This window comes from Streptosporangiales bacterium (assembly GCA_009379955.1).
Classification (GTDB): domain Bacteria; phylum Actinomycetota; class Actinomycetes; order Streptosporangiales; family WHST01; genus WHST01.
The window spans coordinates 1-13032 of the sequence record WHST01000160.1 but is presented as its reverse complement, the minus strand read 5'-3'; the positions used below and the strand labels follow the sequence as shown (position 1 = coordinate 13032).

At 70.9% G+C, this 13032-nt stretch carries 13 protein-coding genes; 5 read left to right on the top strand and 8 right to left on the bottom strand.

What is annotated here, in order from left to right; genetic code table 11:
• Positions 1-211 precede the first annotated feature (211 nt).
• The 5 genes from GEV10_29635 to GEV10_29615 form a co-directional block, all read right to left on the bottom strand.
• A complete protein-coding gene (locus GEV10_29635; protein MQA82574.1) occupies positions 212-1474 on the bottom strand; it encodes an MFS transporter in 1263 nt (420 codons plus the stop codon).
• Positions 1475-1639: 165 nt separating this feature from the next.
• Positions 1640-3160 carry a tripartite tricarboxylate transporter permease gene (locus tag GEV10_29630; protein ID MQA82573.1) on the bottom strand — a complete coding sequence of 507 codons (1521 nt, stop codon included), beginning with the start codon at positions 3158-3160 and terminating at the stop codon, positions 1640-1642.
• Positions 3161-3172: 12 nt separating this feature from the next.
• The gene (locus GEV10_29625; GenBank protein MQA82572.1) at positions 3173-3661 is read right to left on the bottom strand and encodes a tripartite tricarboxylate transporter TctB family protein; all 489 of its coding nucleotides are present in this window, start codon (positions 3659-3661) and stop codon (positions 3173-3175) included.
• Positions 3658-4674: a tripartite tricarboxylate transporter substrate binding protein gene (locus tag GEV10_29620; protein ID MQA82571.1), complete on the bottom strand. Its 1017-nt coding sequence runs from the start codon at positions 4672-4674 to the stop codon at positions 3658-3660. Before GEV10_29620 ends, GEV10_29625 begins: the two co-directional genes overlap by 4 nt.
• 46 nt (positions 4675-4720) lie before the next feature.
• Positions 4721-6184, bottom strand: a complete 1464-nt coding sequence (locus GEV10_29615; GenBank protein MQA82570.1) for an MmgE/PrpD family protein — start codon at positions 6182-6184, stop codon at positions 4721-4723.
• A 78-nt stretch (positions 6185-6262) separates the two neighbouring features.
• On the opposite strand from GEV10_29615, the gene GEV10_29610 reads away from it, so the two are divergent.
• The 4 genes from GEV10_29610 to GEV10_29595 are packed head-to-tail and all read left to right on the top strand — an operon-like array spanning position 6263 to position 9633.
• Positions 6263-7561 carry a homoaconitate hydratase family protein gene (locus GEV10_29610; GenBank protein MQA82569.1) on the top strand — a complete coding sequence of 433 codons (1299 nt, stop codon included), beginning with the start codon at positions 6263-6265 and terminating at the stop codon, positions 7559-7561.
• Positions 7558-8064, top strand: a complete 507-nt coding sequence (locus GEV10_29605) for a 3-isopropylmalate dehydratase (GenBank protein ID MQA82568.1) — start codon at positions 7558-7560, stop codon at positions 8062-8064. The genes GEV10_29610 and GEV10_29605 overlap by 4 nt, the downstream gene beginning before the upstream one ends.
• A 43-nt stretch (positions 8065-8107) precedes the next feature.
• Entirely contained in the window at positions 8108-8989 is an 882-nt protein-coding gene (locus GEV10_29600) for a carboxyvinyl-carboxyphosphonate phosphorylmutase (protein ID MQA82567.1), read from the top strand.
• The gene (locus GEV10_29595) at positions 8989-9633 is read left to right on the top strand and encodes an FCD domain-containing protein (protein ID MQA82566.1); all 645 of its coding nucleotides are present in this window, start codon (positions 8989-8991) and stop codon (positions 9631-9633) included. Before GEV10_29600 ends, GEV10_29595 begins: the two co-directional genes overlap by 1 nt.
• A 14-nt stretch (positions 9634-9647) precedes the next feature.
• On the opposite strand, the gene GEV10_29590 is transcribed toward GEV10_29595, so the two are convergent.
• From GEV10_29590 to GEV10_29580, 3 genes are all read right to left on the bottom strand, one after another.
• Positions 9648-10355: a type 1 glutamine amidotransferase gene (locus tag GEV10_29590; protein ID MQA82565.1), complete on the bottom strand. Its 708-nt coding sequence runs from the start codon at positions 10353-10355 to the stop codon at positions 9648-9650.
• Positions 10356-10372: 17 nt separating this feature from the next.
• Positions 10373-11356 (bottom strand): LLM class flavin-dependent oxidoreductase, encoded by a 984-nt coding sequence (locus GEV10_29585; GenBank protein ID MQA82564.1) that lies wholly within the window; start codon positions 11354-11356, stop codon positions 10373-10375.
• A gap of 103 nt (positions 11357-11459) precedes the next feature.
• Positions 11460-12083, bottom strand: a complete 624-nt coding sequence (locus GEV10_29580) for a VOC family protein (protein ID MQA82563.1) — start codon at positions 12081-12083, stop codon at positions 11460-11462.
• On the opposite strand from GEV10_29580, the gene GEV10_29575 reads away from it, so the two are divergent.
• Positions 11973-12839, top strand: coding sequence for a hypothetical protein (locus GEV10_29575; protein MQA82562.1), 867 nt, complete (start codon positions 11973-11975; stop codon positions 12837-12839). The genes GEV10_29580 and GEV10_29575 overlap by 111 nt on opposite strands.
• Positions 12840-13032 lie beyond the last annotated feature (193 nt).

Here is a 13032-nt window from a genome sequence, read left to right as displayed (position 1 = left end):
GTGGAACCGGCGCCCACCCCAGGCGACAACCGGGCCACCGCCCTACCCCCCACCCCGCAAACACCTCAACCACACCCCACAACACCCCACCACGGCCACACCACCACCCCACGTGAACAATCGAGGTTAACGTGATCAACGAGGACTTCACCTCGTGCCGGGACGAGGTGAAGTCCACGTTCACGAGGTGAAGGACGCGGCGCCGCGGCGATCAGGCTGTGGGCTCCTTGTCCTCGAAGGACGCGCGGGCGTTGAGGGCCGCGCTGGACGCGAGCATCGCCGCCAGGCACCAGAAGACCGCGGCGATGCCGGTGACGCCGGCGAACGCGCCGACCACGGCCGGCACCACGATCTGGCCGAGCCGGTTGCCGCTGAGCCGCACGCCGAGCGCCGTGCCGCGCAGCTCTCGCGGGGCGCTCGACGCGACCCAGGCGAGGCTCAGTGGCTGGCCGAGTCCCAGGCCGAGCCCGGCGATGACCATCGCGGCGAACAGCACCGGCACGTGGTCGAGCAGCGGGAACACCGCCAGCACGACCGCGGGTACCGCGGCGCTCAGCGCGAGCAGCCGGCCGCGGCCGACACCGCGGATCAGCAGGCGCATGCAGAACCGCGACGTCAGCGAGCCCGCGGCCAGCGCGGCGAGCAGGAAGCCGACGGTGCGGACCGACAGGCCGTGACTCTGTCCGTAGAGGGGCAGGTAGGCGACGAGCACGTCGATGCTCGTCAGCACGGCGACGCTGGCCAGCATTGCCTGCGGCATGTGCGGCAGGCGCATGATGTGCCACAGCGAGAACCGCGGCCGCTCGCCGGCTCCGTCGTCCCCCGCGGTACCGGTGCGCGCGCCCGGCCGGCTCGACCGCAGCAGCGTGGTGGCGAACGCGCCGGAGACCAGCGCCATCACGGCACCGACCCCGAACACGGCCATCGTGCCCACCGACGACCCGGCCGCGTCGCCGCCGCCCGCGCCGGCAAGGAGGCCGCCGAGCGCGGGGCCGGCGAGCTGGCCGAGCGACACGGCGACGGTCAGCGCGGCGAACCGCTCGTCCCTGCGTTCCGACCCGCCACGATTGGCGAGCAGCGTCTGCAGCGCCACCGTGGCGAGGATGTGGCCGAGCCCGAGCAACATCGTGGCGACGCCGAGCAGGACGAGCGACCTGGCGGTCACGAGCAGCACGGCGACGAGCGTCACCGTGACGGCGCCGAGCACCAGGAACGGGCCGGGTCCCCAACGGTCGACGCATCGACCGACGGGGATCGCCCCCGCGAGCGAGAGCACGCCGAAGCACGCGGCGATGGCACCGAGCTGGCCGGGCGTCGCACCGAGGTCGAGCGCCTCGTACGACACCATCGGGCGGACGGAGTGCACGGCCGTCTGCAGGAACAGCGAGACGAGCAACGCCCGTACCAGCCAGGCCGAGCCTGCCCATCTGCGGCGCCAGCCACCCCCGCCGGCCCCGCCGGCCCCGTCGGTCAACTCAGGAGGCCGGTGTGAGGCATGCTCGTCGCGAGCGGCGTCCGGGGCGGTCAATGGCGGCGGCGGAGGACGAGCTCGTATTGGGCATACTTGCGAGCTCCGACAACGCCGCCAGTGGCCGTCCTGGGCGTCGCGTAGCAGAGCAATGTCTCACATCGGCCTCCTTCACTCGTCCTCGGCGATGGGCTTGGTCCGCCGCCCCTTGGTACGCGACCTGACGATGTCCCAGCCGACCGCGAACAGGCCGGCGGCGAGGAAGACCGCGCTGATCGGGTGCGTCACGAACGGGGTCCAGCTCCCGTTGGAGATCAGCATCGCCTGACGCAGTGACTGCTCCATCATCGGCGCGAGGACCGCGGCGAGCACGAAGGGGACGATGGGGATGCCGACGACACGCAGCACGTAGCCCACCAGTCCGAACACGAACAACAGGATGACATCCGCGATGTTGTTGTTGACCGAGTACGCGCCGATGGCCGCGACCGCGAGCACGAGCGGCATCAGGAAGCGTACGGGGATGTCGAGGATGCGCACGAACACGCGGATCAGCGGGAGGTTGAGCAGCAGCAGGATCACGTTGCTGATGTAGAGGCTCGCGATGATGACCCACACGACGTCGCCGTGCTGCTCCATCAGCCGCGGACCCGGCTGGATGCCGTAGATGGTGAACACCGCGAGCAGGACGGCGGTGGTGCCGCTCCCGGGTACGCCGAGCGTCAGCATCGGGACGAGCGCGCCCCCGGTCGCGGCGTTGTTGGCGGTCTCCGGCGCCGCGACGCCCTCGACCGCGCCCTTGCCGAACTCGTCCGACCGCTTCGACACGCGCTTCTCGATCGAGTAGCCGAGCGCGGCACCGAGCGTGCTCCCCGACCCGGGCAGGACCCCGACGAGGAACCCGATGACCGACGACCGCCCGATGGCCGGCCACGAGCGCCGCCAGTCGGACCGGCTCGGCCAGAGCCGCCCGCGCAGCGCGAGCCGTTCCGAGTCGGGCTCCTTGTGCGCGAGGAACCAGAGCACCTCGCCGACGCCGAACAACCCCATCAGCAGGACGACGATGTCGACGCCGTCGAGCATCGCGTTCGACCCGAAGGTGAGCCGGGGGACGCCCGTCTGCAGGTCGGTGCCGATGACCGCGACGAGGAGGCCGAGCACGATGCTGGAGAGGCCCTTGAGGAGGTTGCCGCCGAGGAGCACGGAGCTGAACAGCAGCGCCGCGGCCATCAGCGAGAAGTACTCGACAGGGCCGAACGCCAGGGCGTAATGCGCGATGACCGGCGCGAAGAGGGTGAGCGCGACGACCGACAGCGTGCCGCCGACGAACGACCCGATCGCGGCGATGGCGAGGGCGGGCCCGGCGCGGCCCTGCTTCGCCATCTCGAACCCGTCGATCGCGGTCATCGCCGACGCCGCCTCGCCCGGCACCTTGAGCAGCACCGACGTCAGCGACCCGCCGTACATCGCGCCCAGGTAGACGCCGGCCATCATGATGAGCGTGGAGTCCGGCGCCATGGTGAACGCGACGGGGATCAGCAACGCGACCGTCGTCGACGGCCCGATGCCGGGCAGCACCCCGACCATCGTGCCGAGGATGCAGCCGAGCAGGGCGAAGAGAAGGTTCTGCCAGGTCAGCGCCGAGCCGAAGCCGCCGAGCAGGTCGCCGAACGAGCCGACTATGTCGGGCATCTGGTTACGCTCCTAGAACCCGAGGGGACCAGTCGGCAGCGCGACGCCGAGCCCGTACGCGAACCCGAGGTACAGCGCGGCGGTCACGGGTACCGCGATGGCGGCGCACGCCCACCAGCGACGCTCCCCCAGGTAGCGGAAGAGCAGGCCGAGGAAGACCACGGTGGTGAGCGGGTAGCCGAGGGGGATCAGCAGCGCGACGTACAGGACGATCGCGCCCGCGAGCACCGCGACGGTACGTCGCCGTCCGGTGTCGGCGGCTCCCGCCACACCCTCCGTGCGCGCGCTGATCGCGAGCAGGGCGCCGAGGACGAGTGCGGCGGCCCCGAGCCCGATCGGGAACGCCCGCGGCCCGAGCGGGTCGGAGAGCGCACCGGAGTCGGGGACCTGGAGCCCCCCGGCGATGCCGACGCCGCCGGCCACCGCGACGAGCACGCCGGCCCACAGCGTTCCCGACCGCAGCACCGAACTCGTCGCCTGCCCACCGTTCGGATCACTCATTTCTTGGCGAGCCCCACCTTTTCGAGGAGCCGGCCATTGGTCTTCTCCTCCTCGCGCAGCACCTTCTCGAAGTCGGCGGTCGACCGGTAGAGCGGCTCCCACTTGTTGCGTTCGAGCTGCTTCTTCCACGCCGCGCCTTCGCTCATCTTCTTGAACGTGTCGGACCAGTGGTCGACCGCCTGCTTCGGCATTCCCGGCGGGCCGAAGACGCCGCGCCAGTGCTCGATGACGATGTCCTGTCCCTGTTCCTTCCAGGTCGGCACGTCCGAGACGTCGCCGGGGAGGCGCTCCGGCGAGGACATCGCGAGCAGCCGGACCTTGCCGGCCTTGTACTGCTCGAGCGTCTCGGAGAGGCCCGTCGAGATCACGTCGACGCGCCCGCCGAGCAACTGGGTCATCAGGTCGCCGCCGGACCGGAACGCGACCACCTTGAGCTCGCCGGGGTCGACGCCCGCGGCCTCGGCCGCACGGAGGATGTTGAGCTGGTCGTCGCTCGGGACCGTGCCGACGCCGAAGGTGACCGACTTCGGGTCGCGCTTCAGCGCGTCGATGACATCGGTGGCCGTCTTGTACTTCGACGCCTTCGGCACCGCGATCGCGAGGTACTCGGTCATCAGCTGCGCGATGGGCACGAAGTCCTTGCCCATCGTCAGCTCGGTGGTGCCGACGAGCGGGTTGAGGTACACGCGGTTGGAGTTGGTGACGAGGGTGTACGCGTCGCCCTTCTTCTTCTGGGCCGCGGCCATCGCGGTGTTGCCACCGCCGCCGCCGCGGTTGGTGATCGTCATCGACCTAGTGAACAGGCCGTCCTCCTTCAGCGACTGCTGGATCGCCCGGGAGAAGATGTCGATGCCGCCGCCGGGCTCGCCGGCCGCGATCACCTCGATGTTCCGGCTCGGGTAGTTCCTGAGCTTCGCGTCGCCGCCCCCGCCGCCCTGACCCCCGCACGACGCCAGGACGGCCAGGGCCGCTCCCGCCGCGATCGCGGATAGCACACGCTTCCTGATTCTCATGAGCACTGCTCCTTGCGATGGCCGGTTCGTCGGCGCGCGACGTGGGTCACGCGCCGTGGGGCACCGACAGCGCGGCCGTGATGGCCGCGACGTCTGACTTCTCTGTTCCGAGCGCCGAGACGTCGTCCTCGAGCGCGGTGACCGTGTCGGGCGCGAGGACGCGTCCGGCGAGGTCGCGGTACTTCACCCTGACGTCGTCAGGACTCAGCGGACGGTCGCCCCTGCCCTTCGCCTCCGCCACCTCGCGCCGGAAGCGCCGACCGTCCGTCGTGCGCACCTCGACGCGCACGAGGTGCCGGTGCTCCCTGCCGAGCGCGTCGATCGCGGGGTCGGGTGTCACGTGGACGCGGGAGGCGAGCCGCAGCAGGTCAGGATCGGCGATCCTGCCCGCGGCGAACTGGTCGACGGTCATCACCTTGTCGGTCGCGAGTGCCGCGACCGTGTACTGCAGGTTCATCTGCGCGGCGGTGACGCTCGTCGGTTCGTACGGCCAGCCCACGTGGTCGTACGTGAGGGTCGAGCAGGCGACGTCGATCGCCTCGACCCGGTCGGGGGTGAGGGTGGGCTCCTCGTCGAGCACGGACAGGTACGCGTCGATCGACGTGTGGTTGGACCCGCAGCACGGGTACGCCTTGAAGGTGAAGCCGAGGGTCTCCCAGTGCTCGCCGAGATCGGCGGCGACGGAGTCCGCCGAGCCGGGCGGCAGGCCGGTGTACGCGTGCACGAAGCCGCCGTACGGCGACTCGACCACGTCGGGGATGCCGGTGAGCCCCCGCGCGGCGAGCAGGGCGCCGGTCACGCCGGCCTGGCTCGCGCGGCCGGCGTGCACCCGCTTGACCATCGCGCCGTACTGGGCCGCCATCAGCGAGCCGCCGAACGATCCCGCGATGCCGATCGCGTCGCGCATCCGGTCGGCGTCGAGCCCCAGCAGTCGCCCGGCCGCCGCGGCGGCGCTCATCGTGCCGGTGTTGGGGCTGGGGTGGAACCCGCGGGAGAGCTGCGTAGCTCCGGTGACGACGCCGATCCGCGCGCCGACCTCGAACCCCACGGTGATCGCCGCGAGCAGCTCCTCCGACGTCACCGCGCCGGCGGGAAGCCAGTCGGGGCGGACGCCGTCGGCCGGTCCGCGGGCACGCAGTTCCGCGACGGCGAGCGCGGCGGGGACCACTTGTCCGGCGCCGTGCAGCACGCCCTTGGGATGCAGGTCGTCGAACTCGAAGCTGTGCACGAACGTGCCGTTGGCCAGCGGGGCGGCGGTCACGGGCACGGTGCGGTCGGTGCCCCAGACGGTGGCCTCGGCGCCGGTGCCCGTCGACGCGGCGAAGTCCGCGGCGATGCGACCCCACGGCAGCGTGGACCCGAACAGCCCGCAGCCGAGCCCGTCGAGCACGAGCAGCGCGACCTTGGCGCGCACCGCCTCGGGGGCGTCGGCGGCGGTCACCTTCGCGCACCACGCCGCGAGCGGCTCGGTCACCGCGGTGACGGTCGCGGCGTCCCGTTCTGCTGCCATCGCCCACTCCCCTTTGAGATCCTCGACAGGGTACAGTCGGCTGTCGACAGCACACAATAGCCGGGTAGCGGTGATCGCATGGGTCGGACCCTCGTCGAGAAGGTCTTCGCCGACCACGTCGGGCACGACGTCCGTACCGGGGACGTCGTGGTCTCCCCCGTCGACTTCGTCTTCTCCCACGACGGCAACCGGCCCCAGCCGACGCAGACGTTCCGCGAGCTCGGCGGCGACCGCGTCTTCGACGCCGACAAGGTCGCGCTCTTCCTCGACCACGCGCCGAACGTCCACACCACCGCGGTGTCCGAACTGCACAACGAGATGCGCGGGTTCGCCGCCGACCAGGGCGTGCGGCTGTACGAGATCGGGCGCGGCATCTCCCACCAGGTGCTGCCCGAGGAGGGCCACGCGGTGCCCGGCCGGGTGATCGTCGGCTCCGACTCCCACACCTGCACCGCGGGCGCGTTCAACCTGCTGGCGACGGGCGTCGGCTCCACCGACCTCGCCGTCGCGATGATGCTCGGCAAGCTGTGGTTCAAGGTGCCGGCGACGCGCCGCGTCGTCCTCACCGGACGCCCGGCGGCCGGCGTATACTCCAAGGATCTCGTGCTCGCGGTCCTCGGCGAGCTCACCGCCGACGGTGCGACGTACCAGGCGGTCGAGTACGTGGGCGACGCGCTCGCCGCGCTGTCGATGCAGGCGCGGATGACGATGACCAACATGGCCGTCGAGATGGGCGCGAAGTTCGGCGTGATGGAGGCCGACGCGACGACGCGCGCGTTCCTCGACGACCACGGCGTCTCCGTCGACCGCACCTACGCGTCCGACGACGACGCGGAGTTCGTGGGCGTACACGAGATCGACGTGGCCGCGCTCGAGCCGCAGGTCGCGCTGCCGCCGCATCCCGACGACGTGCGCCCGGTGTCCGAGGTCGCGGGCACGCCGATCAGCCAGGCGACGATCGGCACCAGCGCCAACGGGCAACTCGAGGACCTGCGCGCGGCCGCCTACGTCCTGCGCGGCCGGCGGATCGCACCCGGCGTCCGCGTGTTCGTCGCGCCGTCGTCGCGGCACGCCTACTTCGCGGCGCTGGCGGAGGGGCTGGTCACCGAGTTCGTCGAGGCGGGCGCCGTGTGGGGCACGCCGGGGTGCAGCGGTTGCACCGGGGCGTCGGCGTTCGGCGTGCCGGGCGACGGCGAGAACATGATCACGAGCGCGCCGCGCAACTTCGTCGGACGGACCGGCAACCGCAACGCCCACATCTACCTGGCGTCGCCCGCGACGGTGATGGCGTCGGCGATCGAGGGCGCGATCGCCGACCCCCGGCCGTACGTCCGCGACGGCGCGAGCACCGGCGAGCCGGCGGGAGCGACGGCATGAGGGCACACGGTCGAGTCCAGCGCTTCGGCGACGACGTCAACACCGACGTCATCATCGCCGCGCAGCACAAGGCGTCGTCGCTCGACGTCGGCGAGATGGCGAAGCACACGTTCGAGGACATCGACCCGACGTTCGTCGAACGGGTGCGTCCGGGCGACTTCGTGGTCGCCGGCAGGAACTTCGGCTGCGGCTCGTCGCGGGAGACGGCGCCCCGCGTCATCTCCGCCTGCGGCGTCTCGGCGGTCATCGCGCAGTCGTTCGCCCGCATCTTCTTCCGCAACGCCATCAACAGCGGGCTCGCGGTCGCGGAGTGCGACACCACGGGCATCGGGCAGGACGACGAGCTCGTCCTCGACCTCGACGAGGGCTACCTCGAGGTCGCCGGGGAACGCCGGCCGGTGACGCCGCTGCCGCCCGTCATGAACGCCGTGCTCGCGAGCGGCGGCATGGCCGCGTACCTGCGCGAGCACGGGGACCTCGTGCTGCCCGACCGCACCGACTGACAGCTTCACCGCCGCCACCACCACGGACAGGGGAACCCACCAGATGAACCAGCGACGCCGACTGCGCGAGCTGCTCGCGGCCGACGCGCCCGTCACCGCACCGGGCATCTACGACTGCCTCACGGCGCGACTCGTCGAGCAGGCGGGCTTCGACGTCACGATCATCACCGGTGCCGGCATGGCGGCGAGCATCCTCGGCGCGCCCGACGTCGGCCTGGTCAGCATGACCGAGTCGCTCGACCAGACCCGCAACATCACGCGCAGCGTCTCGATCCCGGTCATCGCGGACTGCGACACCGGTTATGGCAACCCGGTCAACGTGCAGCGCACCGTACGCGAGTTCGAGAGCGTCGACGTCGCCGCGCTGTTCATCGAGGACCAGGTGAGCCCGAAGCGCTGCGGCCACTTCTCGGGCAAGCAGATCATCTCGACCGACGCGATGGTGCAGAAGCTCCGCGCGGCGGTCGACGTGCGCCGCGACCCCGAGCTGCTCCTCATCGCGCGCACCGACGCCCGCGCCGTCGAGGGCATCGAGGGCGCGGTGAAGCGGTCGCGCGCCTACGTCGACGCCGGCGCGGAGATGCTGTTCGTCGAGGCACCGGAGACCGAGGAGGAGCTCGGCTACGTCGGCAAGGAGCTCGCGTCTCTCGGGGTCCCGCTGATGACCAACCTGGTCGAGGGCGGCCGCACTCCCCTGCTGCCGGCCGCGCGGCTCGGCGAGCTGGGCTTCAGCCTCGTCACGTACTCCGGGTCGATGCAGAAGACGGCGATCAAGTCGATGCAGGGCCTGCTCGGCTCGCTGCGCGAGACGGGTGACGTCGCCGAGTACTATCCGTCGCGGATGGTGAGCCTCGAAGAACGAAGTGACGTGCTCGGCCTCCCCCAGTTCTTCGAGCTGGAACAACGATATGCGAGTGAGCACTAGTGGCGGAGTCCGTCCAGCATCCCTTGCCGTACTCGGCGCAGGCGGCCGACATCATCAGGAGCGCCGTCCTGCAGGGCCGGTACGAGCTCGGGCAACGGCTGAACGAGGTCGAGCTCTCGACGTCGCTCGGCATCAGCAGGAGCCCGATCAGGGAGGCGCTGCGCAAGCTCGCCGAGGAGGGCCTGGTCAACCTCGTCAGCGGACGCGGCGCGTTCGTCGCGAGCTTCGCACGCCAGGAGGTGAGCGAGCTGCTCGAGCTGCGCCAGGCGCTCGACGTGCTCGCCGTCCGCCTCGCCGCCGAGCGCGGCACGCCTGAGGACCACGACCGACTCCAGGTCGCCGCCGACGACATGACGTCGGAGCATCAGGGGACCGACGGCAAACCGCCGGCGCCGGACTTCCACCTGATGATCTACGGCGCCGCGCGCAACGGGAAGCTCCGCGAGCACGGCCGCAGCGTGCACACCCAGCTGCGGCTCGCCCGGTTCCGCTCCGGCGCCTCGTCCGACCGCGTCGGTGAGGCGCACAACGAGCACCTGGCCATCCTGGCCGCGCTGCGCGCCCACGACGCCGACACCGCCGCGGCCTGCATGGGCGAGCACCTCGCCCACGCCACGACCCGCATCATGGCCATGTTCGACTGACCGGCACCCCGCACTCAGCGGGCGTTGGCGCGGACGATGGTCGCGAAGCGTCCGGCGACCTCGCGCCAGATCGGGGTCGAGATCGGGTCGTCGGCGACCGCCTGGCGGTGCACCTCGTCGGGGTCGAAGCCCTGCGCTGTCAGCTTGTCGGCGTTCCACTGCGGGATGCGGTCGGCACTCGCCTCGGGGTGGAACTGCACGCCCCACGCATTCTCGCCGAGCCGGAACGCCTGGTACGGGCAGCGCTCGCTCTGCGCCAGCCACACCGCGTCCGGCGGGAGCACGGTGATGGCGTCGACGTGGTGCTCCAGCGCGGGGACGACGCTCGGCAGGTCGCGGAACAGCGGGTCGTCGGCGGCCTCGGGACGCAACGTGATCGGCGTGCTGCCGGCCTCGGGCGCACCGACATCGCCCTTGACCTCGCCGCCCCCGACGGCCGCGAGCAGCTGCCCGCCGAGGCAGATGCCCAGCACCGGCACGTCCTCCGCGAGCGCCTGCCGGACGAGCGCCCTGGTCGGCGCGAGCCACGGGGCGCGGTCGTCGGCGTCGGGCAGGTAGCCGCCACCCAGCACCAGCACGGCGTCGTGCTCGAGGATCACCGGGATCGGCTCGCCGTCGTACGCGTGCACGACGTCGACGTGCAGACCGTCCGCGGCGAACCACTCGCCGTAGCGGCGCGGCCCGCCGTTCTCACCGCTCTGCACCGCGATCACGCGCGGCACTCCGTTGTCCGTCATGGTCACCCCGCAGCCTTGACGGCGGGGATGACCTCCTCGGTGAGCACCTTCAACTGCTTGCGCCAGTCCCAGGACGTGATGCGCAGCGTCACCTCGGTCGCACCGTCGGCGAACAGTCCGTTGAGATCGTCGATCACCTGGTCGACCGAACCCGCCGCGGTCCAGTGCCGGGTGTCCTCCTCGCTGTAGACCGGGCCGTAGTACTCACGCAGGAACCGGAAGCTCTCGTCGTACGCCGCCTCGCGGTCGGGGTTGAGGTTCGCGTTGTGGTACGCCACCACGGGGAACGCCGACGGGTCGCGACCCTCCTCCTCCAGGAACCCCCGGATGATCGGCCAGTTGACGGTGAGGTACTCCGGCGCCTTCCGCGTCGTCATCCAGCCGTCCGCCAGCCGCGCGACCCTGCGCAGCGCGCGCTCCGCACGCAGCGCCGGGTTCGGGTTCGACGCGATCTGGATCGGCGGCGGACTCTGCACCGGCTTGGGCAGCACCGTCACATCCTCGAAGCTCCGGTAGCGGCCCTCGAACGTGACGTTGTCCTCGGCCCAGAGCCGGCGGAGGATCTCGATGTTCTCCTCCAGCCGCCCGGTGCGCGACTTGTCGGTGACGCCGTACAGCGCACCCTCACGCTCGGACGCGTCACGCGCCTTGACGATGCCCGTGCACACCGCGAGCAGCATGCGCCCGCCGGTGAGCTGGTCGAGCGTCGCCCACTGGTCGGCGAGCAGGACGGGATCGCGAACGGGGAACGTCGCGAGGCAGCCCACCGCCAGCGTCACCCGTTCGGTGACCGAGGCGAGCGCACCGAACAGCGCGACCGCCTCGGGCCGCGGCTTGGCGAGCAGGCTGTCGCCGATCCACACCGAGTCGTACGCACCCGACTCGTCCGCGAAGTGCCCGGTCTCCACGAGCTCGGTGATGGTGATCGCGTCGAAGAACACCCCGCGCTGCGGAAGCGTGAGTCCGAGCCTGCGGTTCGCCGTCATGAGCCTTCCTCCAAAGTGAGCATCGCAGCGGTCCGAAGCGCACACCACAACCACGCAGCCACGTAGCGAGGAGCGGAGCGGCGGAGGACGGCGGGACACACCGTCATGTCAGTGTCACCTGTCCGTTCGGTGTCTCCACCACGGCCGCGAAGCCGGGATCGCCTGGACGTACGTCGAGCTCGACGCCCAGCGCGTCGAGGTCGCGGCGGACGACGTCGGGCTCCGGATGAAAGCCGGCCAGCGACACCAGCGCCAGCTCGGGGAGTCCGCTGGTGGTGGGGTGCGCCGCCTGCTGCCAGTCGATGAGCCGCGGGACGAGGCCCTGCCTGTCGTCCGGCGCGTCCTTCGTGAGCCGCCACTCCAGCAACACGCCGTCGGGCGTGCGACGCGACAGCGGCCCGATCTCGCCCGGGTCGTACCCACGCGCACGCGCGCTCGCCGCCCGCGCCTCGATGTCCTCGGGAGCCACGACCCAGCCGACGATCCGCGGCGCCGTCAACGTACTGATGCCGAACACCGTCGTGCCGTCCTTCTCGGCGGGGTCGTCGGGCCCGATCAGCTCCAGGTAGGCCGAGCCACCCAGACCCACCAGATAGTTGCGGGTGTTGCGCCCGACATGCCTGCCACCCAGCGGTGGGTCGACGCCCGTCCGCTCGCGAAAGGAGTCGACGAGCACGTCGACGTCCGGTGCGGCGTACACGAGGTGGTCGAGCAACGGCTCGGTCACGGCTCGCTCCTCACGTTCACTGCGGTCGGTCGCCACCCGACGCTAGCCAGACGCGGCCCGGCCGTCCAATCGGATGAGACGTACGTCTCGGCGAACGGACGTAGCTGTGAGCCGATGAGTTTCGGGGTCACGCCTGGTCTTGACGTGAAAGGGCTACCTGGCAGCCCGCGCGCGAGAGAAGGAGCGAGCATGGGAAGCACATTGACGGTCGACATCTTCGTCTCGGTCGACGGGTGGGCCGGCTCGAAAGGACTACCTGGATACTTCGGCTACCTGGGCCCAGAGCTCGAGGAATGGATCACGACCGAGGTGGCCGCACCACAGCTCGTGGTCATGGGGCGGCGAACCTACGAAGCGCTGGCAGGGCTCCCGGACGAGGCCCGTGACGAGTCCTGGCACCAGATGGCCAAGCTGGACAAGGTCGTGTTCTCCAGGACTCTGCGGCACGCAGCCTGGCCCAACACAAGGATCTGCGACCAGGAACTCGTCGAAGAGATCCCGAGGATGAAGGCCGACAGCGACGTTCCACTGCGCACCATGGGAAGCCTCTCCCTGGCAAGGCAGCTCACGAACGCCGGCCTGGTGGACCGGCTGCGGCTGATGACCTTTCCCCTGATCGCCGGGGACGCAGGGGACGACGCATTCTTCGCGAACATGGCCTCCGCCGACCTTGACCTGGTCGATCACCGAGCACTCGACGGCCGGTTGCTCCTCATGGAATACCGACCAACCGGAAAAGACATCCCACGGGCCTGACCACGCACTGTCCGCACATGACCAGGGTGTCGATCAGGTGTCGCCATAGTCGTGGGGTCGTTGGGTGTAGGTGCGTCGGGTGGGTGTGGTCCAGGTGACGGTGCCGTCGGGGTGGGCGTGGAGTGTCCAGCCGGTGTTCTCGTCTTTGAGCCGGTGGTGAGTCGGCGGCGGGAGTTGCACCCGCCGCCGCTCG

Bases quoted from the DNA above. Each gene is read 5' to 3' on its own strand.
- GEV10_29625 (MQA82572.1), bottom strand. From the start codon at position 3,661: ATGAGTGATCCGAACGGTGGGCAGGCGACGAGTTCGGTGCTGCGGTCG.
- GEV10_29630 (MQA82573.1), bottom strand. From the start codon at position 3,160: ATGCCCGACATAGTCGGCTCGTTCGGCGACCTGCTCGGCGGCTTCGGC.
- GEV10_29585 (MQA82564.1), bottom strand. From the start codon at position 11,356: ATGACGGCGAACCGCAGGCTCGGACTCACGCTTCCGCAGCGCGGGGTG.
- GEV10_29600 (MQA82567.1), top strand. From the start codon at position 8,108: ATGAACCAGCGACGCCGACTGCGCGAGCTGCTCGCGGCCGACGCGCCC.
- GEV10_29615 (MQA82570.1), bottom strand. From the start codon at position 6,184: ATGGCAGCAGAACGGGACGCCGCGACCGTCACCGCGGTGACCGAGCCG.
- GEV10_29620 (MQA82571.1), bottom strand. From the start codon at position 4,674: ATGAGAATCAGGAAGCGTGTGCTATCCGCGATCGCGGCGGGAGCGGCC.
- GEV10_29575 (MQA82562.1), top strand. From the start codon at position 11,973: ATGCCTGCCACCCAGCGGTGGGTCGACGCCCGTCCGCTCGCGAAAGGA.
- GEV10_29605 (MQA82568.1), top strand. From the start codon at position 7,558: ATGAGGGCACACGGTCGAGTCCAGCGCTTCGGCGACGACGTCAACACC.
- GEV10_29610 (MQA82569.1), top strand. From the start codon at position 6,263: ATGGGTCGGACCCTCGTCGAGAAGGTCTTCGCCGACCACGTCGGGCAC.